General features: G+C 37.1%; 31 protein-coding genes, 1 tRNA gene and 1 pseudogene. 27 read left to right on the forward strand and 6 right to left on the reverse strand.

What is annotated here, in order from left to right:
- The 3 genes and pseudogenes from ABIE26_RS25450 to ABIE26_RS25460 all read right to left on the reverse strand — a co-directional run.
- Positions 1 to 2,141 (reverse strand): annotated as a pseudogene (locus tag ABIE26_RS25450) (hypothetical protein); the annotation flags it as partial.
- Positions 2,142 to 2,852: 711 nt separating this feature from the next.
- On the reverse strand, positions 2,853 to 3,173 hold the full coding sequence (locus tag ABIE26_RS25455; RefSeq protein WP_354376263.1) for a helix-turn-helix transcriptional regulator: 321 nt from the start codon (positions 3,171 to 3,173) through the stop codon (positions 2,853 to 2,855).
- A 240-nt stretch (positions 3,174 to 3,413) separates the two neighbouring features.
- Entirely contained in the window at positions 3,414 to 3,578 is a 165-nt protein-coding gene (locus ABIE26_RS25460) for an AraC family transcriptional regulator (RefSeq protein ID WP_354376270.1), read from the reverse strand.
- Between ABIE26_RS25460 and ABIE26_RS25465 the strand changes: the two genes are divergently transcribed.
- The 24 genes from ABIE26_RS25465 to ABIE26_RS25580 all read left to right on the forward strand — a co-directional run bounded on the left by ABIE26_RS25465 (position 3,506) and on the right by ABIE26_RS25580 (position 19,866).
- Positions 3,506 to 3,679, forward strand: a complete 174-nt coding sequence (locus tag ABIE26_RS25465; RefSeq protein ID WP_310147086.1) for a hypothetical protein — start codon at positions 3,506 to 3,508, stop codon at positions 3,677 to 3,679. The two genes, ABIE26_RS25460 and ABIE26_RS25465, sit on opposite strands and share 73 nt — an antisense overlap.
- 29 nt (positions 3,680 to 3,708) lie before the next feature.
- Complete coding sequence (locus ABIE26_RS25470) at positions 3,709 to 4,494, forward strand: hypothetical protein (protein ID WP_310147085.1); 786 nt, start codon at positions 3,709 to 3,711, stop codon at positions 4,492 to 4,494.
- An 8-nt stretch (positions 4,495 to 4,502) separates the two neighbouring features.
- The gene (locus ABIE26_RS25475) at positions 4,503 to 5,108 is read left to right on the forward strand and encodes a hypothetical protein (protein WP_310147083.1); all 606 of its coding nucleotides are present in this window, start codon (positions 4,503 to 4,505) and stop codon (positions 5,106 to 5,108) included.
- A 36-nt stretch (positions 5,109 to 5,144) separates the two neighbouring features.
- Positions 5,145 to 5,441, forward strand: coding sequence for a hypothetical protein (locus ABIE26_RS25480; protein ID WP_310147081.1), 297 nt, complete (start codon positions 5,145 to 5,147; stop codon positions 5,439 to 5,441).
- 15 nt (positions 5,442 to 5,456) lie between these two features.
- Positions 5,457 to 6,074, forward strand: coding sequence for a hypothetical protein (locus ABIE26_RS25485; RefSeq protein ID WP_310147079.1), 618 nt, complete (start codon positions 5,457 to 5,459; stop codon positions 6,072 to 6,074).
- Between the two features lie 24 nt (positions 6,075 to 6,098).
- Positions 6,099 to 6,851: an Imm43 family immunity protein gene (locus ABIE26_RS25490; RefSeq protein WP_310147077.1), complete on the forward strand. Its 753-nt coding sequence runs from the start codon at positions 6,099 to 6,101 to the stop codon at positions 6,849 to 6,851.
- Between the two features lie 45 nt (positions 6,852 to 6,896).
- On the forward strand, positions 6,897 to 7,451 hold the full coding sequence (locus ABIE26_RS25495; RefSeq protein ID WP_310147075.1) for an imm11 family protein: 555 nt from the start codon (positions 6,897 to 6,899) through the stop codon (positions 7,449 to 7,451).
- Between the two features lie 31 nt (positions 7,452 to 7,482).
- Positions 7,483 to 8,043 (forward strand): imm11 family protein, encoded by a 561-nt coding sequence (locus ABIE26_RS25500; RefSeq protein ID WP_310147074.1) that lies wholly within the window; start codon positions 7,483 to 7,485, stop codon positions 8,041 to 8,043.
- 30 nt (positions 8,044 to 8,073) lie between these two features.
- Positions 8,074 to 8,661: a hypothetical protein gene (locus tag ABIE26_RS25505; RefSeq protein WP_310147072.1), complete on the forward strand. Its 588-nt coding sequence runs from the start codon at positions 8,074 to 8,076 to the stop codon at positions 8,659 to 8,661.
- Positions 8,662 to 8,814: 153 nt separating this feature from the next.
- A complete protein-coding gene (locus ABIE26_RS25510; protein WP_310147070.1) occupies positions 8,815 to 9,480 on the forward strand; it encodes a hypothetical protein in 666 nt (221 codons plus the stop codon).
- 29 nt (positions 9,481 to 9,509) lie between these two features.
- On the forward strand, positions 9,510 to 10,115 hold the full coding sequence (locus ABIE26_RS25515; protein ID WP_310147068.1) for a hypothetical protein: 606 nt from the start codon (positions 9,510 to 9,512) through the stop codon (positions 10,113 to 10,115).
- Between the two features lie 217 nt (positions 10,116 to 10,332).
- Positions 10,333 to 10,932 (forward strand): hypothetical protein, encoded by a 600-nt coding sequence (locus ABIE26_RS25520; protein ID WP_310147066.1) that lies wholly within the window; start codon positions 10,333 to 10,335, stop codon positions 10,930 to 10,932.
- 114 nt (positions 10,933 to 11,046) lie between these two features.
- Complete coding sequence (locus ABIE26_RS25525) at positions 11,047 to 11,736, forward strand: hypothetical protein (protein WP_310147064.1); 690 nt, start codon at positions 11,047 to 11,049, stop codon at positions 11,734 to 11,736.
- A gap of 87 nt (positions 11,737 to 11,823) precedes the next feature.
- Positions 11,824 to 12,777, forward strand: a complete 954-nt coding sequence (locus ABIE26_RS25530) for a hypothetical protein (protein ID WP_310147062.1) — start codon at positions 11,824 to 11,826, stop codon at positions 12,775 to 12,777.
- A gap of 35 nt (positions 12,778 to 12,812) precedes the next feature.
- Positions 12,813 to 13,370, forward strand: coding sequence for a hypothetical protein (locus tag ABIE26_RS25535; protein ID WP_310147060.1), 558 nt, complete (start codon positions 12,813 to 12,815; stop codon positions 13,368 to 13,370).
- A gap of 140 nt (positions 13,371 to 13,510) precedes the next feature.
- On the forward strand, positions 13,511 to 13,888 hold the full coding sequence (locus ABIE26_RS25540; RefSeq protein ID WP_310147058.1) for a hypothetical protein: 378 nt from the start codon (positions 13,511 to 13,513) through the stop codon (positions 13,886 to 13,888).
- A complete protein-coding gene (locus tag ABIE26_RS25545) occupies positions 13,885 to 14,412 on the forward strand; it encodes a hypothetical protein (protein WP_310147056.1) in 528 nt (175 codons plus the stop codon). Before ABIE26_RS25540 ends, ABIE26_RS25545 begins: the two co-directional genes overlap by 4 nt.
- A 206-nt stretch (positions 14,413 to 14,618) precedes the next feature.
- Entirely contained in the window at positions 14,619 to 15,146 is a 528-nt protein-coding gene (locus tag ABIE26_RS25550; RefSeq protein WP_310147054.1) for a hypothetical protein, read from the forward strand.
- A gap of 136 nt (positions 15,147 to 15,282) precedes the next feature.
- Positions 15,283 to 15,474 (forward strand): hypothetical protein, encoded by a 192-nt coding sequence (locus ABIE26_RS25555; RefSeq protein ID WP_310147053.1) that lies wholly within the window; start codon positions 15,283 to 15,285, stop codon positions 15,472 to 15,474.
- Positions 15,475 to 15,498: 24 nt separating this feature from the next.
- Positions 15,499 to 15,885 carry a VOC family protein gene (locus tag ABIE26_RS25560; RefSeq protein WP_310147050.1) on the forward strand — a complete coding sequence of 129 codons (387 nt, stop codon included), beginning with the start codon at positions 15,499 to 15,501 and terminating at the stop codon, positions 15,883 to 15,885.
- A complete protein-coding gene (locus ABIE26_RS25565; RefSeq protein WP_310147047.1) occupies positions 15,878 to 16,171 on the forward strand; it encodes an antitoxin Xre/MbcA/ParS toxin-binding domain-containing protein in 294 nt (97 codons plus the stop codon). The genes ABIE26_RS25560 and ABIE26_RS25565 overlap by 8 nt, the downstream gene beginning before the upstream one ends.
- 58 nt (positions 16,172 to 16,229) lie before the next feature.
- A complete protein-coding gene (locus tag ABIE26_RS25570) occupies positions 16,230 to 16,772 on the forward strand; it encodes an ankyrin repeat domain-containing protein (RefSeq protein WP_310147046.1) in 543 nt (180 codons plus the stop codon).
- A gap of 10 nt (positions 16,773 to 16,782) precedes the next feature.
- A complete protein-coding gene (locus ABIE26_RS25575; RefSeq protein WP_310147044.1) occupies positions 16,783 to 17,190 on the forward strand; it encodes a hypothetical protein in 408 nt (135 codons plus the stop codon).
- 132 nt (positions 17,191 to 17,322) lie between these two features.
- Positions 17,323 to 19,866 carry an SEL1-like repeat protein gene (locus tag ABIE26_RS25580; RefSeq protein WP_310147042.1) on the forward strand — a complete coding sequence of 848 codons (2,544 nt, stop codon included), beginning with the start codon at positions 17,323 to 17,325 and terminating at the stop codon, positions 19,864 to 19,866.
- A gap of 122 nt (positions 19,867 to 19,988) precedes the next feature.
- On the opposite strand, the gene ABIE26_RS25585 is transcribed toward ABIE26_RS25580, so the two are convergent.
- The 3 genes from ABIE26_RS25585 to ABIE26_RS25595 all read right to left on the reverse strand — a co-directional run bounded on the left by ABIE26_RS25585 (position 19,989) and on the right by ABIE26_RS25595 (position 21,562).
- A tRNA-Arg gene (locus tag ABIE26_RS25585) sits at positions 19,989 to 20,062 on the reverse strand.
- Between the two features lie 109 nt (positions 20,063 to 20,171).
- Positions 20,172 to 20,636: a redoxin domain-containing protein gene (locus ABIE26_RS25590; RefSeq protein ID WP_310147040.1), complete on the reverse strand. Its 465-nt coding sequence runs from the start codon at positions 20,634 to 20,636 to the stop codon at positions 20,172 to 20,174.
- 20 nt (positions 20,637 to 20,656) lie between these two features.
- Complete coding sequence (locus ABIE26_RS25595) at positions 20,657 to 21,562, reverse strand: SDR family oxidoreductase (protein WP_310147038.1); 906 nt, start codon at positions 21,560 to 21,562, stop codon at positions 20,657 to 20,659.
- 219 nt (positions 21,563 to 21,781) lie between these two features.
- On the opposite strand from ABIE26_RS25595, the gene atpD reads away from it, so the two are divergent.
- The 3 genes from atpD to ABIE26_RS25610 all read left to right on the forward strand — a co-directional run bounded on the left by atpD (position 21,782) and on the right by ABIE26_RS25610 (position 25,001).
- The gene (gene atpD / locus ABIE26_RS25600; protein ID WP_084237316.1) at positions 21,782 to 23,287 is read left to right on the forward strand and encodes a F0F1 ATP synthase subunit beta; all 1,506 of its coding nucleotides are present in this window, start codon (positions 21,782 to 21,784) and stop codon (positions 23,285 to 23,287) included.
- A 24-nt stretch (positions 23,288 to 23,311) separates the two neighbouring features.
- Positions 23,312 to 23,554 (forward strand): ATP synthase F1 subunit epsilon, encoded by a 243-nt coding sequence (gene atpC, locus ABIE26_RS25605; protein ID WP_015809219.1) that lies wholly within the window; start codon positions 23,312 to 23,314, stop codon positions 23,552 to 23,554.
- Between the two features lie 556 nt (positions 23,555 to 24,110).
- Positions 24,111 to 25,001, forward strand: coding sequence for a branched-chain amino acid transaminase (locus ABIE26_RS25610; RefSeq protein ID WP_310147035.1), 891 nt, complete (start codon positions 24,111 to 24,113; stop codon positions 24,999 to 25,001).
- Positions 25,002 to 25,017: the final 16 nt, after the last annotated feature.

A 25,017-nucleotide genomic window follows, 5' to 3' on the forward strand; every position in this document is an offset into this window, starting at 1 on the left:
AATGTATAATTGATCTGATCACCAACGTTTACCTTTCCATCGCTATTGCTATCTGCATAAGTACCCGTCTTGGTCAGACGCATTGATGGCGATGAAGGAATATTAGTAAATACGACGTTGGTATTATTTAAAATATTATTACAGGCTACACCTAAACCATTGTTGGCACATTCTACATATGGATCGGTTGGTGGTACAATAGGTGTTATATTACTTGTCGCATCAGGATCTGTTACATCATTAGGTCGCAATATAGTAGCAGTTACCTGTTGATTACCTGCAACGGCGGTATTGGTTACTGATACAGTAACGTTATAGGTAATCTCACAACCATTAGGAAGATCTAAACGAGATGAATATGTTCTGGTCGCAGCATCATAGCTGAGTGCCAATGCTTCAGTGCCACAACCATTTCCCGAAAATGTAAATGATTGCGGATTGAAACCTGTTGGTATTACGAAAGTAAACGGGGCACCTTCTACATTACTTGGCCCATCATTTTTAACTTTTACAGTATAAGTTATATTATCACCGGGAACAATGGCTGTTTTATTAGGAGTGATTTCCGATATCTTCAGATCTGCAATTTTTACAACTAGAGTAGATACGATTTCGGCATTAGCTCCCTTAATAAAAGTCCATGTATCAATTGACCTGTTATCACCAAACAGACCTCCAGTTCCGCTACCACCTACACCCCATATATGCCCATTGCTGTTACTAGAAATCCCCGTGCTGTTACCCGGCGCCAACTGACTGTTATTAATTGGAGTAGGACTGCTTCCGCTGCTTGGAGCAGAAATACCTGTATCGTTCCAATATACGAGATCTGAAACTACATTATTTAGGTTGTTATGGTCCAAAAGTTCAATTATGGTACCTAACCTATTATATTCCATATCAAAAAATGGGAAATGGACTTCAGCGCCTTGCAAAGATATTGTGACTTTAGCCGGAACATTTCCTGCGGGCATTGAAACGCCCAGACCATCTTTCCCATCCCACAAAACATTATTAACACCTGAGATGGCAAACCCCGTAATTGTGCGGGGAGCAAATGCTACAGGGTTGTCGGTACTTTCTATTAAAATTGCAACATTACCTTGTGTTCCTGCTGAGAATCTTATATACCCACCTCTGTTACTCACTTGTCCTACCGTTCCATCAACACCTACCAACTTTACATCAGTTACCTCTGGTAAAACTATTGTATTCTTCAGCCATGTGTTATTGCCGGGTACTGCTCCACTCGCGGTTGTAGGTAAATCATTTGCCGGTAATGCATAAAACAATTTTTGTGTGATCTGTTTTGAATTATCAGCAGTATTAGGATCATGAATTTGTCCACTTAAACCCGTTGTGGTATTCAAACTTTTATAAATAGGTTCTTGTGTACTCGGATTTAAAAAACCATTGTTATTCACCAAAAAAGTGAAATACAGGCCATTGTTACCATTATTGTTTACACGGTAAGTATATCCATCCTTTGTTAGAATATGTAGTATGCCCTCAAAGCCAGTAGAATTTGGAGAAGTAAGTCCATTGGTCAGGTTTAATACATTCACATAAGTTCTTCCGGAAATGAAATCATCATTTGTAGTATTAATTACGGACACATCCCAGGCGCGGATACCAGCATCATTTGCTTCTGTCCAGTTTGCATCAGCATTATAAGAGGTTCCAGGATCAGTAGTTCCTCTTGCCACAAATTCTACCCGATAAATCCCTTCAGTGGTAACCGTATGATATATTGGTAAATATCTATTCCCTCCGGCCCCCTGCCCAACAAATCTGGGGCCAGCCAATTCTGCTGCCCTGTTAGCGATCTGACCATCTGTAGTGTTGTTTATCACCTGAATGCCAGAAGGGGCAAATAATCGAATCCGAGAATTTCCCCCTGTATTTTGTGCACTAGAGGCTAGTGTAATGACTTCACCAACTTTGGCATACACATAATGTATTCCATCGTTGGCAAACGGCCAGTTGCCGCTAAGAGACGTATATGCCCGTAAATAAGCCCGTCTTCCTGTTTTTCCGCCTGGATAAAGGTCCTTTGAACCGTCAGCATAACTGAATTGAGCTGCGAAGAGCAGGCAGATCAATAGGTAACTAACATAATAGAATTTAGTAGAGTGTCTCATATGATGATTTAGTAGAATATTACCATGTTATAATTTTGTCTTGTATGTTATCCTGCAGGCTTTAAAAAAGTGACTTGATATTTTTCATAGATAGATGATTTCAAACTTCAATCAGGATTAGATTTTTTATAAATTCCTTAAACTCCTGCTCCCCTCTTATCTGTTTTAATGAGTTAACCAAAAGAGATCAGATTATAAATACAGCCAGTGGTCAAATATTTTTTCTTTATTTAGCTTAATCGTAAAATTGAAAACCCACGGAGAGGATTTATTTCCATAAGTAAATACAGATTTAAAGACTTTTGAAAGCGCTTAATTTTATCTGCTAAAGGATATAGCTTTTTTAGCTTTGTGTGTGTTGTGCTGAGCGATTTGATCATTCTACGTATTAAATAGTTTGCGCAAAACTACCTAATCTCAACACCTTTGCTTAAAATAAATAATACACACTAAATACACATTAATGTACATCAAGTGTGTATTAATGTGTATTTAGTGTGTATTATTTAAACCGTATAGATTACAACTACATGAAGATGTAGTGATTTATTTTGCAGAAATATTGCATCAACAATTTTGAATCTTCTCTACTCCAGTTTTGTTAGAATTTATAGCAAAGAAACAAACTTCAAGTGGTAACCGAGGCGCTCAATCATCAACCGTATAGACTTATTTCTGCCTATAATAGGAATAAAAAGAATTGAAGTCTATTTAGTTGAGGACTAGTTTTTTTACTTTTTTAGTAGATTTTCTTTGAGCGTGCATCATCCTAATTTTCCCTTCAAGGTATAATTTATAGGGGGGTGAGCCATTTTCGTTCTCCCAGGATGTGGGCTCAAATAAACGTAGCATGTCAATTCTGAAAAACCTCGCTATTTCATAAATTTTCATCAAATCAGGCTGATTAATATTTCTACACCACCTGCTCACTGTATTAGTGCTAACTTGTAGAAATATTGCCAAGTCTTTTTGTGAAAAATTGAATTCATCCAGTATTATGCTAATTCTATTTAACCGCTGCTTTACTATCATATAAGGTTTAACCGTTCTATTTAATTCAGTGAAAGATAAAAAACAAATATCACCTAATTGAGATTTTTTTTAACAGATTATATTTGATGTAAAATATATTTACTCATATCTAATCTCCCATTATTAATTTTTATTAAATCGATAACTTTTACTCTACCAGGGATATAAGATATTTCTAGTTCATCACTAGTAGCGATTAAATTCATCATTTTTAAAGCACTTTGAACATTAAGATGGTTATTAATTTAAGTTGCGATATTCATTTGGGCTGTAACCTACATTTTGCTGAAATGATCTGCTGAAATGTTGAGGGTATTTAAACCCCAGTTCGTATGAGTGATAAGTACCTGAGCAAAAATGGCTCGCGTTTTGATCGTAGCAAAAACAGCGCAGTCGAAGATGAATTCAGGTTCCAGGACAGAAAATCATCAGCTGAAAATGAAAGACTAAAAATGGACAAGAAGGACAAAAATGGGGGTAACAAATTGTGCAACCAATGGATATAAAAAAGAGCAGCCTTATAAATTTCAATAGAATGAAGATCGAGTTTCTGAAAAAAATACCCGCAATTGTTTTACTGTCTACAGTTATCATCTCCTGTGAGCAAAAAGTAAAGACCACAAGCCTAAGTGATCCCAAACCGGTAAAAGAACCTGTTGCAGTTCAGGCAGCTCCCCCTGTTAATTCCATTCCCCATCCTGCCACTATAACAATAGAAAAAATAAACGCAGCTCAATTTAACACTGCCACACAACAAGCAAAAGTTAGCAAGCCGCCAGAGAAAATCACAGATTTTAAAACCGTACAAAAGCGGCTGGCAGGAGTTGTTGAGTTTAAAGAAATGGGCGGTCATTTAAGGGTCAGTAAGATCAATTTCTCCAACGGCACTTCTACCGGAAATGAGGATCAATTAGAAGACTGCAGTTTCGTAGCCTATTTTCCGACCGAAGACATTTTACTGTTGGAAGGAGGCCATACCATTGATGTAAGCTTTGATCTGAAAACCGGACAAAAGACCTATGATACCGGCAATCCGGATCTGGTCAGCAGCTCTCCCAGTGGAAAATACAGATTGAACAAAGTTTTTGAAGGACAGGAATGCTTTTATCATTTCATCCAGGAAAAGAAAAATGGTAAATTCCAGAAAGTATTTGAGCTTGATAAAATTTTTAAAAAGAAAACCGGTAAATGGCTTTGTGTAATTGAAAAAGGATTCTGGACAGAGGATGACACCTTTTACTTTAGAGAAGTCATCCAATACAAAGAAACAGGCAATAGGTATGAATATTACAAAGTCAGGATCATTGACGACCATAATTAACGACAAACATGATTAAAACCATACCACTTTTTATATTTCTGGTAATTGCTATCACCGGATGTAACGGCTGTCAAACAAATGTCCAAAGTTCAAACGAGCATAAAATCATTTACAAAATCCACAACAAAACAGGTTTGAAGGATACCGATACCCTATGGGTTTCACAAAACGATACCACGATTTTTAAAGCAGAAGAAGGACTGCAGCGCAACCCCGGCCAAATGGCCAAACTGGTAACACGCTATGAATTGAAAAATCCCAAAGATGGCGCCTATTATTTCATTTACAATGACAGAGGGCAGCTTATACAGGAAGGAAAATACACCTCACAGTATGTTTACGAGGGTAATACTATTGAAGATGGCAATTTTTACAATTCAAAAAGCTATTACTATAAAGACAACGGCAACCTAAGTTCAATTCATTACCAGGTAGATGGCAGAAATTTTAAAACAGAGCTGTACAACAGAAAAAGGGCATTGACGGAGATCATTTATTTCAATAAAAAAACGGGTGATAAGGAAAAAGTAGAGATTTACAAAAACGGAACACTAAAAGAAACCCGCATCTATACTGCTTTTGACGTGTACCATACCATAGAAGCAGACGAGTAATATACAATGAAGATTTAGACTAACCTAACAGCAGATATGACCATTACATCGCATGATATGATTAGCGAGAACTACCTTCGGCTTAACATTGAGTCGAGCAACAGCCCCTGCGGATCAATTGATTTCATTTCGGAAAAGGTCAATTTCAATATTATTGGTTCATCCTTTTTTAAAGGTATGGTAGCCATAAAAGACATCGAATTGGAATATAAGGATGGAAAATTAATTTTTATATTCAAGAACAAAAAGAATTTAGAGTTCAATTGCAATTCAAAAGAATATGAAAAAGCGAAGACGCATTTTAAGGTTTATGGATATGGAAAAGCACATTAAAAACATTCATACGATATGGAAATAACCATTAACAGATTTTGGAGCATTGACGATGAAGAAGGCCTGTCAAGAGCCTCCATTTTATTGAAACGGCCAAGGGTAAACGGACAAATAGCCAAATTGGTTTTCGATTTTATCTGGACAAATCTGCCGGTGCCAAAGAAGCTGATGCAGAAAGGAAATTTTCGCTTCACATTGTACTTTGATACCATCAGGAGCACACATAAATATTTTTACGACTCTGTTTACAATACCGATACGGTCAAATTTAAGCCAGCCTTTCGAGATCGCAAATACAAAGGATTAACCACAAAAGAAGTGTCTATTTTCTGCGATTCGAATGCTTTCAACGAATCGATAACACCAACTGAATATGCAAATATCGTGTACGATATGTTTGGTTGCTATTTGGTAGAAAGCTCTAAGAAAATAACCAAAGAAGAGCTTGACAGCATCAAACCGCAAATGGACTTTGAAGCCATCAATCAGTTTCCATTCCCCGCATCCTTCGATGCGCAAAAGTATAGTGGCGATAATGGAAGTGTGGAAAAACGAATAGTGAATTTCGTTGTTGATGAAAGTTCAGAAGCCTTTGTGTTCAGAGATAAGTATCTGGAGCATTATGAGGCTTAGTCCAATGAGATGAAAATCAATTCAATGCAGACATTATTAATTAAAAACATGGAGAACAAGTTATTTATAAGTTTTCAAAGAGGTTACTTGAAAATGGAGGGTGTTCCCTTATCGGACGATATTGTTTTGTTTGATTCATTTGATGGATCGAAAAGGGCAAAGTTTTTTTCATTATCAGAATGGAGAGCATTGGACTATAAAGACATTCCATTTCCGCCTGTAGAAGAAAAATATAAATTTCCTGAGCATCTGTTCTTAACATTCAAGAAGAAGCAAAAAAATATAGATTTTCATTATTTAGAATACGGTTCAGATGTAAAAATATTATCAGCAGATTTTTTTAACTTCTTATTAGAAAACGGTCTGAACAAAAACCAATTTGAACTTGCCGATATAAAGATCGTGGACGTAGATGGCAATTCATTGACCGAGAAAAAATATGTTGCACTCCGCTTTGGTCTGTTTGACGATAATCTCTTTGATTTTAATAAACAGACGAGTATACGAACAAAAGTAAACGGCAGTACAAACTATTTATTCCCGGATATAAAGCTCCGGGATGGTGGTGCGAGAAAAGTCTTCGTTTTAAAGGATTTTGCTTATCGTGCATCAATAGTTTTTTCAAAGCAGTCTGTTATCTCTGAAATCCTGAAAACGTTTAATGGAATAGATATCTATTCTATTGAAGATTTCCCGTTTGTGTATTCCAATCAATATGATGAAGAAATCCTGCCCTTGAATAATCATCTAAAAAAAATGAAAGTACAATCAGAATGATCTTACCCAGTGGATCCGACCAAATAAAAGATAAAAAGATAGCGAATGACAATTTATAAAATCGAAGCTGACCATACGTATAAGCATATCTCCGCTAAAGAGGAAACAACTATTCATCAATTCAGGGATTTTAAAGGGCAACCCTTGACTGGAATATGGAAGACACCGAGGTTCCAACTGTTAGAAAATGTTACTCCCGTTAAAAGTGAGAAAAATAGCGAACAAGCTAAAAGTAACGGATTCGATGCCAGAAACTATGGAAACATGCTGTTTATAAAAAAAGAGTTTGATCATCTTTTCTCCCTACCGAATGTAGAGCTACTACCTGTTGCAATAGAGTCGGGTGAGCCAAACTTTTCCTTTTTAAATGTCTTAAATGCTATTGAGGCAATAGATTTTTCAAATTTAGATTATCAGCAATCTATGAAAATGCTGAAAAGCAACAACATCAGATTTATCAGCGAAAATATAGGGGAACTAGAAATATTCAGAGATAAAAAGCTCATCAATTTTTACTATTGTACCGATGCCTTTAAGACCTTATTTGAAATAAATGATATAAAAGGGCTAAAATTTGAAGAGGTGGGTAAAACGCTGTAACTAATTGTGACTAAACAAAAACAAATGCACTATGAATTATTTTTTAGAGGTAAAGAGTAAACCAAATCTACCGCTTAAATACAGCTTAGAAAACCAGATCAATGGCTCATATCTAGCTGTCGGTAATTTTATCCGTGAAGCAGAAGGGATAAAACTCGTTTATGAAGATGCAGAAAACAGTAAAGTCGCTTATGAAAGCCTGATAACGCTCGATGTGCTGACTACCGTGGGCGGAGGCATTTTGATCAGCGAACGCTTTAAAAAACTTATTGAAGCACATTGTAAAACCGATGTGCAGCTGTTTGAAACAGCATTTACCTATCAAGGGCAGAAAAATAACAGCTATTTTGCACTCAACGTATTCAATAAAATAGATTGTTACGACCTTGATCTATCTGTTTATAGCAAACACCCTGTTGACGGTTCCTATAAATTCTCCAAAACTGTTCTAAAAACAGGGCCTTTGGAGGAATACGGTTACCAGTACCATATCGTCCGTTCCGCGGAAAACAATAAAATTATTGTGTCCGGACAGCTCAAAAAAACATTGGAGGATGATAAAATAAACAGCATTGGTTTTAAGAAAGGATAAGAAAAAGTTCACACCAAAACATTATTGATAATGAATTTTTATTTAATAAGGAATAGAAAAGCTCCATGGGGAGATTACGGAAATATTCTTTTGTATGGATTTATTTCCAAAGAAAGTGATCAAATAAATATTGAAAGGATAGGGCCATTTTTACCGGCTGCTTATTCCTACAATAAATATATTGCTGTTGTTGATTCCGTAAAACAAGCATTGGAAAAATATGAGCTTAAAGGCTTGAATTTATCAAAGGGTAAAAAGAAAAAAATAATACCTCTTGACTGGCAGGATTGGGCAATAGCAGAACCAATACCTCATAAGCCAAAATCTGGTGAACCCGAGGACTTTATATTGAAAGGAAAGCATGACGAACTACTTGCCAATGAAATGGATGAAATTTGGATTATTTCTCCAACAGACACGGCAAAAGGAGTCATTGATAAAGCCAAAAAAGTTCCTGATGAATATAACCATATCACTTTAGATCTGACCAGCTGGAATGGGAATGATGTATTCAGAACACCACAATTAGGACATATTTTTTGTACAGAAAATTTTAAAGTTGCTGTTGAGCATACACCTGATTCACATTTGACCTTTGTTCCAATTATTTCAGTTTAGTTGTATAGTAAAAATATTCCTTTCACAGCATATCCAGTACCCGATATCAAACGCATTTGAAATCCAGTTTTGAATCATATGCATTGATAAAAAAGGAGATTTTAAAGAGAAATTTATGTTTAATCATTAAGTAGTTTCGAAAATAGAATAACAATGAGAAATTTAATCATCTTACTTTTGGCAATAGCCTTTCTTTTTCAATCCTGCACAAGTAAGGATAAGCATCCTGATATTTTAACCCTGGAAAAACTAATTGAAAACGGCGAGGTTATTTTCATTGAGAAGAAAGATTCAGTCTCACTATTTCCTTTCATCACTTTTTTAAGCGACTCGGTCTATTTAACGCAAACGCCTCATCATAATTACTCCGAAACTAAAACCCCAGGCAGTAATGAAAAAACGGCGACTGAGGTGAGCATAAAAAACAGCTTTGCGCTTAAAAATGTATTTAACGGCAAAACGTATCATTCAGAAACCTTAGATTCAAAATCATCGGTGTTCATAAACGAAAAAAATGATCTCATCATCAAGGATATCATGTTTTTAGCACCTGATTACAACTCAAAAATAAAAGCTGACACTACTGCAGCCAGGAACATTGCGGATGTAAAAATGGATGAAAAATTAAAGAAACTGAATGAGTTTGATGAAAGCATAATTTACAAATGGACAAATACCGGCAGGCTTGGAACCATGCACGAAATGTTTTACTACCAGTTTGGTGGAAAGAAGTTTAAGTCTACATCGGAATGCTACTTAATTACAGAAAACGGAAATTATTTCTATAATGGGAAGTTGGGAATACTTCAAATAAAATAAATAATACAACCCTTATTTAATTCGATAAGATGAATACACGATCCATATTAATTTTGATAACCGTATTTCTTTTCACGGCTTGCAACAGCCAGAATGAAAAGGAAACTACAAAAACATCACTAACAACGACAGGCACTGCGAAAGACAGTAGTCATACACAAACAGACAAAGAAATTTCCAATGTTGAGACAAACTTACCGGGAAGTCTTGTTGAACGGAATCTTCCAATAACAGACAGTACCAACTTCGACAATTTTGAAAAATTTGGGATGCGTGACAAGGGTTTTCTGAAAAGGATCAAGTTCGACCCCAGACGTAAGGATGCAACAAATTTCAGGTTAAACTACAAAATACCTTTCTCCGAAAACTTTACCTCGGTTGTGATTACTTATAAGGGCGGTGAAAACGAACTGTTCACAATATTGCTTACTGTAGACAAGAACGACAAAATAATTGATAAACTGGAAATTGCCTACGATGAAATTGCGGAATCCGCATTCGGGAAAACGAGCAAAATAGAGAAAGACAAAATAGTGGTAACCAGTTCAAATTGGATGAATGCAGAAAAGCCAATTTTTAAAGACGAAACCTACGTTTTAGACAAAACCGGGAAGTTTGAAAAAATGAAAAACTAATTTTATGACAGAACTCACTAACGACATTGAACTAGAATTATTAAAACATACAGCAAAAGAATTGGCAATATTAAACAGTGTCGAGCTGAACAATAATGTACAAGAACTTAAGAATATCCGATAGTGCGGACTTTTAATAGATAAAGCCACGGAAGGCAAATCTGCGACATCCGGGAATTTTATAAACAACTAAAAGCAAAAAGCCATCATTAATATTATGGAATATATTGAATTCAATAAAACAAGTGAGAGCAACTCACTTTTACCAAGAATTGGAGGCAAATCATTTATTTCTAGTGATTATTGGCCAAAAGACGGTTCAGAGAATCCTATGACATTAATATTGAGTCTACCATCAGAGATTATATCTAAAGTCTTGAAAATTGATTTGGAGAAAAATACTTTTTTTTCCGTTTTTAGTACATACAGTAAAGAAAAAGGAGATTATTTTTTAGATAAGGTTATTTATAATGTTGATGATGCAGATGAATTAGATATTATAAAAGAAAATACAAAAATTATTTTTCATAGAAAGGAAAATGATTCCATAAACCTCTCAAAGTACGAAATACCAGCTTACGAAATTACAGTTGCTGATGGTACAGATAAAGAAACTTTTTTGGGAGGAGAACCCAAGTTTTTACAGGAAGAACTAGCTTTTGAAGAATTTGATTTTTTTATGCAATTCTATGGAGGCAATTTCCCAAGCGGGTATAAAAATATACTTTTTTTGGCAGATGCCATAGGGTATATTTTTATCGAAAAAAATATACAAATTAATAAATCTTGTGGATTATATTTTGGGCAATCCACATAATTTTCATAGTGGTGCGTGTCTTTCGCCGTTGTTGGTGTTATCACCAATTAGCTGTTCGCAATGTTCCGTTAGGCATCCCAAATCCCGATGGCGCAGGTGTGTAGTTCCTACAAAATGCAAATCCGCGACATCGGGGATAAAGTAGTCCGTGTTAATGTTGGAAGATTAGCACACCATCAATTAAATTTAAATATGGGATTTTTAGATAATTTATTTGGACAAAAGATCATCTTGACACCTGAAATAAAAATAATGGCTGAAAAAATGATTGGAAATAATTGGTTTGAAAACTGTGGTGTCAGCTCAGCTTTCGATACACAATATAGAATAGAATTAGTACATACTATAGACGAGGCTGAAAAGAAACTTGCATATAAAAGGGATGTTAGAGGTTTTGTAACTTTAGACAATCTGCTCATAGAAGCAGGGCGTCGCAAAGAACTTTTCCTTTCTTTAAATCATAGGAGCGAACTTGAAAATACCTGGAATAAATTGACCGATACAATTGTTAAAGCCTATATTTCAAATTATAAGTTTGATTTTGATAAAATACAGCAAAACTTTAATTCTAAATTTGGAGTACAGGTGGATTTGTACTTGAGAAGAATTTTTGTTGAGACTTTAAACGAATTGTACTTTAAAAGCCGTATAGAAAATTTTCCAATCTTTTTTTCAGATGTAATTGACATTTATTTAAAAGGAAATGTAGTGGTAGGCTGGTTGGGCAAGTTTGGTTCGCATGAAATCCAGGTAAAAGAAATCTTCCCAATTTCCCCCAATGATGGTATTTTGAATGTTTGGTAACCACAACTTACCTTATATCCTCGAGAACCAGGCAAGTTTTTTGGGGGTAAGTGAAATTAAAAAAAATGAGCTCATAACGCCTATTATATGTCAAGAATTTTAGCACTTTTTATGGTATTGGTATTGCTTTCATGCCAGGGCCCTTCTAATCATCAATCGCAAACATCCGGTACTGCCGACAACACAAAAACAGCTATTACCAGGGATGGCCAAGAAATATCCTGCGACGGGCTCCTGTCAGCAATCGTAAAATCCAGCAATGCTGTTGCACTGAAACATTTTAGCGATACCCTTGTAAAAGTCCGCCTTGAATACCTTACAGCTGAAAAAGCAAAGATTAAATTGTATGTACTCAGTGATATTTCGGAAGATCCGGCCCATAAAAAGCTCACAGAAAATGCTGTAGGCTGGTTAGAATTCCACAGGCAAACCAAGCGCTTGACAGACATTACCAATGACCCCGATAAACCATTGGTTTTAAAATATGATACCACCCTTTTGCAAAAGCATGATCTATATACATTGTGTGGCACTCAAACAGCTATTGCCAAACCCGGATCCGGTTATGAGCAAAGAGATGTGATGCAGGAAGCAGATATAAGATTTAATGGTAAGCTGAAACGTTTTTTTACCATGGCTGAGTTTGAAAAAGTATTTGGCAAGCCCGACAGTATACAATTTCTGAAAGATGAAACACCTTGTGTCACCATTTTTGATACTGAAGCCTCCGACGATAAATACCTGTACAAGGATGGTTCCCGCTTTGAAACCAGTAAAGATAGCGTAGCTGTAGATGAATTTCGGTTCCAGGATGGAAATTTTATCACCTATAAAGGTATCCGTATAGATGCCAATACGACCATGAATGATATCAAACAGCTGTTTCCTACAGCTGTAAGCGGGAGGCTGGGTATGGACAAAGAAGGAAAACTGTGGGTTATTCAGTTAAGAGAGGATAGCGAGGGAATTTCTGACGGGCATATCAAAATATTTTTCAGGGATGGGAAAGTATCTTTTATGCACTGGTGGCTTCCCTGCTAGAAACTATTCGTTATAAATCTTCTAAAAAAACAAAAATGATAGATATTGTAAAGCATATTAAAAAACTCACGGAAAACTTACAAAAAGGTTTTAAAGATCTCTCCGTGGAACAAGTGAAGCAATTAAAGCTAATGGCGCTGGTTTTCTATTTTAAATTACCTCGATGGCAAATGGTGATCGAGCAGTATATAAAATCTCCTATTGACAAAGAAAAGTTGATAGCCGATATTATTAGAGAATCCACAACCAGCTATCAGGAAATTATGGAAAAAAGTACTGCTGAAGTAGACGAATATGCGGATGACTTTGAAGAACTGGAGCAGATACCAATTTTTATATTGGATGCTTTTGATAATGCTGTGGCTGACAACAATAAAAAAGAAAGTGTAGTTGCGCTGTTTCTTGGTATTATAGACACGCTGGACCATTACGAAAATTTCTCAGAGGAACCGGAGTATTGGAATCAATTGTTAGAAAAGGAAGTTGCTTTTCAATCAGAATTGTTGATACAATTACAGTCAAAAGTTCAACTAAATATTTCGATTTATGAAGATCGATACAAAATGGTTGAATTCCCTGATCTGGAAGCATAAACCTATAATATAGGAATATTTAAGGTTCATCACTAATTAAGCATATGTATTGAAATGAAACCTGCATAAGCTTACCGCTTAAAACATAATGAATAGGCTTTGCAAGCTTCATAACCATTAAAAAATCAAATTATATACTGATGAAAAAGCAAAATATTCAAAACTCAGACTATTTAAAAAGAGAGAAGAATTTTCTTAACACCATTACTTCTGAGGACACTTTCCAGGTAATAGTTGGCAATGACGGCAGTAATAACTTGCTATTATGGCAAGATGAGTATTATATGGAAGCTTACTTAAATTCTTGTGAAACGCCAATAAGATTGAATAAGGTCGATACCGTGGTTTTTCTAAAATGGATAAAAGAAAGTCATCCGGGAATGAATTATACTATTCACCCGGTATTTGGACAAGCATCTCTTAAGTTGACTCCAAAAGAACTGAGCAAAAAAATTATAGATCAGATGGAAAGTGATGGCGATTTTGATGACACATTAAGAGCAAACAATTTATTATGAGCACGATGGAAAGTAATAAGATAGCTTCAAATCTCTTTCAAGAGGATATAAGAAACAAAGATTTCAAAAAGGATTTCGAAAAAATATTTGAAATCAAAATTGAAGATTTTTTGTCTGAGTATGAATATGACGAAATTGATGAATTCCCAATTGAAATCGAGCACAGAGGTATTATGATTGGCTTTATTGCCCAGACCATTAAGGTCCCGGCACAAATAGCATACATTGATTTAGATGTTTTTAACTATCCTCAAAATATTGGTTATTTGGCTAAAAAAATTCCTGTTCAATCAGCTATTAAAAATACCGCTGATATACAAGCGCATTTAACTCCTTTTATAAACCTTCGAATTTATTATGCGCTTTATAACCAAGAACAAATAGATAGGATCATTTTTCAGTATGAAGACTTGCGGTATGAATTGTCATTAACCAAAGATTCGGCTATTACCAGAATAAGGGTGTGTATGGCCGAAATTGAATCCAATATAAACATGAGCACATACTATCTTTTTGATAATTGATTATAAACTGCTATTTTAATAGTTTAACTAACCTATTCTACAAAGAACAGATCTGAACAATATTTTGATGATAGCGGCAGCCAGGCTTTGAACGATCTGGTAAATTGGTCGACAGATACCTGCCGGACTAATTCCATTTTTAAAGAGATATTAATTCTAATGATTGAATAATGATTCCCGAAGGAAATGAACCATATAAAAGATTAATGAATACTATCCATAAAACCGATGAAAGGCTAAATGCTGATAGGTGGATTTTGGACGAGAAAATTGACCTCAATGATTCCGACTGGCGGAAGCTTGCCATGCAAAAATATGACGTCTTTTTTCAGCGAAACAAATCGCTTATCATTGATTGCACCCGGCTTTTGGTTCAGGAATTTCCCCTCATCAGCGATGCGTATCGAAAAAATGTTCTCCATCAAATCCGGCAGACAGTAACCCTTAAAGACCATCTCACCTTATTAACCGAATGTGATACTGATACAGATTTCAGGAATAATATTATCCTGCACATCCTATTAGATCTGGGTCCAGATAGCAGGGACTGGATACTATCGCTAAGGGATTGCGTGGAAAAAGGATTTCAGCATAAGATAGCTGTCGCAAAGCACCTGAAAGACCTGCTAATCTTGGCAAACGACGTAGATCATCATGGCATGGGCTCAGCCAGGAAATTAATCGAGGATACACTAAAAAATACGTTTAACATGAATCGGGCAAAAGCATTATAATCAACCACACTAGATAAATATTATGGGAAGTTTTTTAGAAGATCAAATGAACAGTGAAAATGTACATCGGGTTACTGACCATGCAGGGAACCAATATGGTATACGTGTTCTATTCAGAGGTGATAATCTACTATTTATGGAAAACGAAAAGGGACTGATCTGTACCATCGACGCAGCACATGGTGCTATCTTTACAAGATCAATAAAACAGTGGGACAGTACCGGCAAGAAGATGAGTCGGAAAGAACGCATAAGAGTAACTGGTTTGATCGAGAAATATTACAGGGAATTTTACAATCCTACTGTTGTTTTAATAGATGATTATTAGTCACTCCTAACCTATTGCTAAATTATGAACAAAGTAATTGTGAGATTAAAAACCAGCTCCATAAAAGATTCGGAAAGATTTTATTGTAAAGAACTGGGGCTTTTTGAGTTTTACCAGGATTACGGTATGGAAACCATTTCATTAATTGCCAAAGACAATTCCAGCTTTATACTTTTGTTGACAACAGGTACCATTACTGACACAGATGAATACTTATTTGAACTGGAAGTAGCCAACTGTACTGCTACATTCGATAAATTAAAACAAAAAGAATTTGAAACTACAGGACGCTTAATAAGCGCAGCAGTCTTTGAATATCCACTGGGCAAAAGCATTGCATTTAAAGACCCTTCAAATAATAAGTTTTTATTATTTGAAGCATATAACCCTAACCTATCAGACTATGAATAAGCTTGAACAATATTTTGACAGCAACGGAAGCCAGGCTTGGGATACATTGGTAAATTTGGCAACGGAAACTTACTGGACGAATTCAGAAAGTCAAAAAATTTTGGAACAATCATTGAAGAACCATACCGATATAGCCAAAGTGATGTATGCAAGGTTAGGAGAAGCGAGCCTGCAATGGATACACCGCAAAGTGCCAGCTCTTGATGGCCTGAGCCCTTTGGAGTGTCTTGAAACACCCGAACTCATCAAAAGACTGAAAGAAGGACTTTCCAGAATGGATATTTAATAAAATATCGACAATAAAACAGGTTTAATTAATAGAAGTGCAAACATAAAGTGTAACCATGGAATTTACTGATCTAATAAAACTTATATACGAAAACGACATTATGAGTTTGGAAAACTTCAAAGCAAATGGTACTGATTTTTGCAAAACTGACAATTACGATAAAAACAATCTGCTAATTGCGTACGCAGGTTATGGCTACGATAACAAATATCAACCCCAAGAGCTAATTGACTTCCTGTTAAATTGTGGAATAGCAATCAATCACAAAAAAAATAAACGGGGAAATGAGCTTTCTGCACTTCATAAAGCTGTTGCAATGAAAAATTATAAAATAGTTGAACACCTGTTGAAAAAGGGAGCCCAGATTGATATTCAGGAAATAAATGGAAACACACCTTTATGGACGGCAGTAATGAATTATCGCGGTGAAGAAAAACAATTGAAAATCATTAATTTACTATTAGCAAATCATGCTTCATTTGACATTAAAAATCATCACAATATTTCTGCCCGTGATGTAATACATACCATTGGCGGTGGAATAGATGCCGGGCATAACAAAAAAGAATGGGATTTGAGACATTTATTGACAAATTAGCTATATAATAATGAAACAGCTTGTTATAGTTTTGATGGTGCTGGTAGCCAAAGTCGCTATTGCACAAACACGCCCAATCCCGGAAAACATCAGATCAGCCTTTGAAGGAACCTGGCAATACAAGGAAAAATATTTCACCAACACTATCAAAATACATTTTGAACCAGGGAAAACCTATGCCCTGTTTACCGACATTGGTACGGGTGTTGCTCCCTCGAAAACATTTAAAGTACCCCTAAAAGGAAACCTATTGGTTCTGCAAGCAGTCAGAAATCAAAATGACCATTTAGAAATGGAGATCATCAAAGGAAAGCTGTACTTAAGAAGTAAACCGGCCCACTGGGATGAAAAAGGAAATAGGATAAGCTCAAATCATGACCAGCAGGAACAAAGGATTTTTAAACGTGTAAAAGAGTAAAACAACAAATATGACCATCCCGGAATTTAAAGAAAAGCTACAAACCATACACCAGGACACTCTTCCTATTCTTCTTATAATTGGCTAGTATCCTATCCCAATCAAATTTGCAAGTCATTTAATATAAACTGAATGTCACACCGTATTTATTTATACAATATCAATACCCCATCAGTTGCTGAAAACTCCGATAAGATGATGATGGAATGGGGTTACGAAATGCCACTAATGCTGCAGCCATTGTTAATCGAAGGAGGCTTCGTTTCAGGCAACAATTATAACAATCACGTGGAATTTAATGATTCGGGACTATATTATGATTCCGAGCCTGGAATTGAAAACCTGAAACGGTTTTATAAATTTCTGGAAGACCAGCCTGGTCTGATCACAGATATGGAAAAGTTTAAAGAGGCCCGTGACAAGCTGCTCAATTACCTGGATAAGCTTACCGGAAACTACTTTCATCTGGACATCTGGGATGTTTTAAACATGGATGATACCCCCCACGCAGAACAGGCTAGGCTTTGGCTGGCCAACATTGCACATAACAACCTGATCATTACGCAGGCTATGGACACGGGAGATGTTAGTCTGCTGAATTATAAAAATCTTAAAGATGTCAGCCCCGGTTTTACTGCATTCCCTGATTTGTTAAACTATGAAGGCTACGATTATGGCTGGTCCTGTATCTGGGTAAGTGCTGAAGAAGATCTTCCTTATGAAATATTTGAAGAAAATAAGCTCTGGGGACTAAAGGATAAAGATGGCCGGATTTTACTGCAAGCTCAGTTTGATGAATTTTATGGCTTTGGGCCACAAAACCTGGCCGTGGTATCCAAAGATGGTAAGTACGGATATGCGGATACCACTGGAAGAGTAGCCATTCCCCTGGTTTGGGATGACGCTTATGATTTCGAATATTCTGGTGTTGCAATAGCTACATTGCAACAAAAATCAGGGTTGATCAATACAAAGGGCGGGCAGATTATTCCATGTGTTTATGATGAATTAGAAGCCATTGGAAACGGAGATCATTTCAATGCAAAAAAAGATTCCTTGTGGGGTGTTATTGACTTCTCGGGACAGCTTGTTATTGGTTTTGAACATGCAGATGTAATTGAAGCCGGATACGGTTTCTATTATACCAAGGTCAGCGGACAGAAAAACCAGAAGATTTATAATGCATTTTTTAAGTACCTGGGTGAATTCCCGGTTGATTCCATAGAAAACCTGGATAATGGCCTACTACTCATCAAGCCTCATAAAGGTGTTCATTCTGGTTTACTATACAAAAAAGATGGAACCCTGCTGGATAGCGGATTTGAAAAAATAAACAGACAAACAAATTTCAACGACCTGCTGATTATCAGAAAAGATAAGAAACATGGTGCCATCAGCAGAAAAAAGGAGTGTTATGTTTTACCCTGTCAGTACGATACGATTTTGGATATCCGTGCCACAATTAATGATGAAATAAGTGACATTGCACTGATCCAGCAGGCAGACAAAAAAGGAATTTATGATGGTAATCCGGATAAACCATCCTGGCTAATCCCTCTTGATGACTACCAGCAAATTCATTGGCTTCATGATACAGTTTTTGCCCTGCAAAGAAACCAGTTGTGGAGCATCGCGAATGCAACAAACCATAGCTTTAGTGATTTTGAGTTTGATCTGGTGGTACAAAAGCCCAATGAGGACGGTTTTGCTTATGCATTTAAAGCAGACCAGGTTTATTCTGTTAGCAAGGCTGCAATCGCCCCTACCCCTAAATCAGTTGCACTGGAGCATGCCGGCGAGGATTATGCTTATTACTTTGAGTATGAAACCAGGAAGAGGCTTTTAGCCTATGGAAAAGGGATAAACAAGAATGAAGAACAAATAGCAATTGAACTGAACTCTGCCTACGACCTGTGCATCATGGCTACAGAAGCTTACAACGCCAAAGATTATGTAAAATCTATTTACTACGATACCCTTGCATCTGAAAAAGGATATGCCCTTTCCATGAATAACCTTGCTCATATTTACTATAATATAGAAGGACTTCTGGATGATGATAAAGCATTTTATTGGTACTATAAAAGTGCTATGGCTGGCAATGAAAACGGAATGAATGGATTGGGCATGTGCTATAAACATGGAGTAGGCACTCCAGTGGATGTAGAAAAAGCTTTATTCTGGTTAAATAAATCAACTGAATTCTCACTAGCAATAGCCAATAACAATCTTGGCGATCTGTACACCGAAGAGCTGCTACTCCCCTCCGATCACGATAAGGCCCTTCAATACTATCAAACTGCAGCAGACCTGGGTGAACCTAAGCACAACTGGTTAGGCTATCTCTATGACTTGAAAGGTGACTACGAAAAGGCATTGAAGTATTATCAGCTCGGTGCAGACGAAGGTATTGATGTCTCCGCCTACAATCTTGGCATTTTTTATTTAAATGGATTAGGAACCAGCAAAAATGTAATCAAAGCAATAGATAGCTTTAAACTTTCATTAGATCTTGGGTACCAGCAGGCACATATAGAACTTGCCCGGATTTATCAGAATGAGGCAGGCTTTAAGGACAAACAAAAAGTACAGCAGCACCTCGACGCGGCCAAAGCTACAGGTTTAGAAATACCGGAAGATCTTCAGATCAAAAAGAAAGGTTGGTTTGGTTTTTAGATCTCAAAATTTGATCAGCATGGTGGGATACAATTAGGTTTAAATCATCGTTTTTCACTCAGGGGTGGCGTCAAATTGAGTAAAAACGAAAAACCCTCTCTACTTGCTGTAAAGAGGGTTCGTGCACTGGTAGGGATTCGAACCCCAAACCTTCTCATCCGTAGTGAGATGCTCTATCCAGTTGAGCTACAAGTGCATTTTTAACGTTCTTCCGTTTCGTTAACGGACTGCAAAAGTAATGCTTGAAATTGAATTTCACAATTTTTTTTGAAATAATTCTGCCCAGAACATTAAAAAAAGCATACTTATGCTTCTATAGCTTTTTTAATTGCATCAAAATCAGGCATGTTACCTGCATCTTCCAATACTTCTGCATGAATAATTTTTCCTGCCTCGTCTATCACAAAAGCTGCCCTTTTCGAAACTCCCTTTAAATTAAAGACGAAATCTTCATAAAATGCACCATATGCTTTTGATATTTCTTTGTTAAAATCTGAAAGCAGGGGAAACTGGTAAGCCTGCTCTTCTTTAAATTTTGCAAGTGTAAACGGAGAATCCACTGAAATACCCACCACATCAGCATTCATTCCTTCATAATAGCCAAAACTGTCTCTCATGGTACACAACTGCGCTGTACAAACTCCAGTAAATGCCATTGGAAAAAAGTGTACTACTAACTTTCTGCCTTTATAATCTGAAAGCGATACTTCTTTCAGATCAGAACTGAATAACTTAAAATCAGGGGCCTGATTGCCGATTTGTAATGTCATATTGAATTTTCTTTATGTGATTAATGTTGTTTTAATTGTTCGTCTATTATGGCTAAACCCTCTTCAAAGCTACGTGGCCGATAGCCCAGGTCCTTAATGGTTTTATCCAGGATAAAACCGGTCCGCACCGGTCTTTTTGCTACCTGGTTTAAAGTAGCGCTGCCAACCTCGCTGATCAGGCTTTCATCCAGGTTCCAGAAAGCGGCAACCCTTCTAACCAGCTCAACAATACTCATCATATCTTTACCCGATGCACTGTAAACACCACGGGCATCTTTTTCTACGGCAAGCAGGCAACAATCTGCCAGGTCTTCGGCCAAGGTAGGCATGCGCCACTGGTCGTTCACCACGTTTATAGGGCTTCCTTTTTCAAGGGCGCCTTTTGCCCAGAGTACAATATTGCTTCTGCTCATATCGCTTACGATACCATATACAATAATGGTACGCAGAATTGCCCAGCGGCAGGCAGAGCCTTTGATCACTTCCTCGGCCTCCAGCTTTGTAATGCCATAATAACTTAAGGGGTTTGGTGCAGCCAGTTCATCATAAGGCCCATGCGCACCATCAAAAATGAAATCTGTAGACAAATGTACCAATTGTATATTGTGCAGTTCGCACAAAGCTACCAGGGTTTTAACAGCAACTACATTTAACTGGTATGCCAGTTCCTGCGCTGTTTCACAAGTATCTACATTGGTCATTGCAGCGGTATGGATAATGGCATCGGGCTGATATTTTTCCACAACTGCTTTTACATTATCCGGATCAAGTATATCCATTTCGGCATACTGATACCCAGCTTTTGATGGGTACCGGTTAGGGCCTTTGGAGGTTGCTACCAGGTTAAACTGATTTGTAGCCAGCAGTCTTTCTGTAATTTTCTGCCCTAAAAGGCCGTTGCTTCCTGTTACCAGTACTGTTTTCATTAGCGTCTAATTTATTTATAAACAGCTGTTTTGATGAGCTAAAACCAAAGAAATCAAGCTGCTTTACCTTCTGCGAAAATACCATTTTAAAAACTGTTGAAAAACTTTTTATTTATGTGTGTAATTCTTGTATAAAAATTTTAACTTTGCAAACCAAATTGTGAGCTCATAAAAGGGCCTTTAACAAATTGATATTTATAATTTTACCCAAAACAATATATGCCTAACATTGGAAAAATAGCGCAGATTATAGGACCGGTAGTTGACGTGAGTTTTGCCGACGATGCTCATTTACCTCAAATCTTCTCTGCATTAGAGATTGAAAAAGAAAACGGACAGAAGATCGTTTTAGAAGTTCAACAACATCTTGGTGAAGACCGTGTGCGTGCAATTGCAATGGACTCAACCGACGGTTTAGTTCGTGGAATGAAAGCACTGGATACTGGCGCTCCTATCAAAATGCCGGTTGGTGATCAGATTAAAGGTCGCTTGTTCAATGTTGTTGGTGAAGCTATCGACGGTATCAACGCTGTTGATAAAACCGGTGGCCGCCCAATTCACAATGCTCCTCCTAAGTTTGACGACCTGTCAACTGAAACCGAAGTATTGTTTACCGGTATCAAAGTTATCGACTTACTGGAGCCTTATGCTAAAGGTGGTAAAATCGGTTTGTTTGGTGGTGCGGGTGTAGGTAAAACGGTATTGATTATGGAACTGGTAAACAACATTGCGAAAGCATATGCTGGTTTATCTGTATTCGCCGGTGTGGGTGAGCGTACACGTGAAGGTAATGACCTTTTACGTGAGTTCATCGAATCGGGCGTAATCAACTATGGAGATGAGTTCCTTCACTCCATGGAAAAAGGCGGATGGGATTTAAAAACTGTAGATACTGAGAAATTAAAAGATTCTAAAGCAACATTGGTATTCGGTCAGATGAACGAGCCTCCTGGTGCACGTGCCCGTGTAGCACTATCAGGATTAACAGTTGCTGAATATTTCCGTGACGGTGATGGCGAAGGCGCTGGAAAAGATATCCTTTTCTTCGTTGACAACATCTTCCGTTTTACCCAGGCAGGTTCTGAGGTATCGGCACTATTAGGCCGTATGCCTTCTGCGGTAGGTTACCAGCCAACACTGGCAACTGAGATGGGTTTAATGCAGGAGCGTATTACTTCAACAAAACGTGGATCAATCACTTCTGTACAGGCGGTTTATGTGCCTGCGGATGACTTAACTGACCCTGCTCCGGCTACAACATTTGCCCACCTTGATGCTACAACCGTATTGTCTCGTAAAATTGCTGAGTTAGGTATCTATCCTGCGGTGGATCCATTGGATTCTACTTCACGTATTCTTTCTCCTGCCATCTTAGGTGATGACCATTACAATACAGCTCAACGCGTAAAAGAAACTTTGCAACGTTATAAAGAACTTCAGGATATCATCGCCATCCTTGGTATGGACGAGTTATCTGAGGAAGATAAACTGGTTGTATCACGCGCGCGTCGTGTTCAGCGTTTCTTGTCTCAGCCTTTCCACGTAGCTGAGCAGTTCACAGGATTAAAAGGCGTACTGGTTGACATCAAAGACACCATCAAAGGATTTAATATGATCATGGACGGTGAAGTTGACGAGTACCCTGAAGCAGCATTTAACCTTGTAGGCAGCATCGAAGAGGCTATTGAAAAAGGTAAAAAATTATTAGCTGAAGCCAACGCTTAATTTTAAAGCGTATATACTATATATATGACACTAGAAATATTAACACCAGACAAAAAAGTTTTTGAAGGCGAAGTAACAGCAGTTACTGTACCAGGAACAATGGGTTCTTTCCAGATTTTGAAAGACCATGCTCCTATTATTTCTACTTTGGAAGATGGCCCGGTGATTATTAAAAGCAAAACCGGCGAAGATACCTTTATTATTAAAGGTGGTGTCGTTGAGGTCCTGAAAAACAAAATTATTGTTTTGGCCGAAGGGGTTGCTTAATATTTAATCATACAATATTGAAAAGCCCTTTGAGATTTCAAAGGGCTTTTTTTATGAGCAAAAAAAGATCCCTCGCTTTGCTCTGGATGACAGACGCAAACAGGTAAAAAAATTAAACTTTTTGTGTCGCTTACAGGGTTTTAGGAAGAAAATGACAAAAAATACAATGCAGGCATAACAACTATACCGAATACCGAAATCATAATTGGTATAACAACAACCAATTTACATACCAAAAACAGAATAAATAACAAATAAAATAACGAAATAACAAAAAACAAAAGAATTATATTTTTTTTCAATTATTTTTACCCAGCTATTGATAGTTTAAATAGCAAGCACTAAATTGGATTTATAAAGCAACAACAGATAAAAAGTAAAATGAACCATTCAGTTACAACCTTATTTAACGTCATTATTAACGGAATTCTTCTTCTGATTATTCAGAAGGATAAGGCGCTGTAAATGAATATTTAATAAAAAAATATACGCAAGCGCCCCCCAAAAGTGGCGCTTTTTTAATGAAACATCTAAAACAAAACATACCTGGAACCAAATGCAATACTTCAACTCAAATACCGTGCTTTACTTAAACGGAAAGTTTCAGAAAGCCAATAACACGACTGCCGATATATACGGACAGTCATTACATTATGGCTATGCTGTATTTGAAGGAATAAGAGCATACAATACGCATAATGGCACCCGGGTATTTAAAGCCAGACAGCATTTTGAACGCTTAAAACGCTCGGCGGAACTGGTCCATATGCCTTTTTCATGGGATATTAATGACCTGATCAAACAGACCTACAAACTGCTTGAGCTCAACAATTTAAAAAACGCGTATATCAGACCTTTAATTTACTGTGCCCCTAATATGTCGCTCGTTGCCGGTACCAAAACATCCATCATGATCTGTGCCTGGGAATGGGGAGCTTACCTTGGCCACGAACAGTTAAAAGTTTGCATCAGCAGCTATGAACGGCCAAACCCAAAATCTACTCCTATGGAAGCCAAAGTAAGCGGAAACTATGTAAATTCTATACTGGCTACTACAGAAGCAAAGAGCAAAGGTTTTGATGAGGCCTTGTTGCTGGACATGAACCAGAACATTGCCGAAGCGCCGGGAGCAAATATCTTTATTGAAAAGAACGGCCGGTTATACACCCCACCTAAAGGCCATATTTTACCAGGAATTACCCGTGCTACCGTAATAGAACTATGCCATATACTGGATATTGAAATTATAGAAAAACACCTGACAGCAAGGGATTTGAAACATGCCGACAGTGCATTTTTCTGCGGTACTGCTACTGAAATAGCAGGTATCGCTTCGGTAGACGAATACAAGTTCCCGCTCAGGTGGACAGACAGCCTGGGGGCAACAATACAGCGCACCTATAAATCGCTGGTCCTGGAAAAACAGAATTACGAAGTTATTATATAAAGAACCAAAGCATATA

The organism is Pedobacter africanus, assembly GCF_040548825.1.
GTDB classification, from domain to species: Bacteria; Bacteroidota; Bacteroidia; order Sphingobacteriales; family Sphingobacteriaceae; genus Pedobacter; species Pedobacter africanus_A.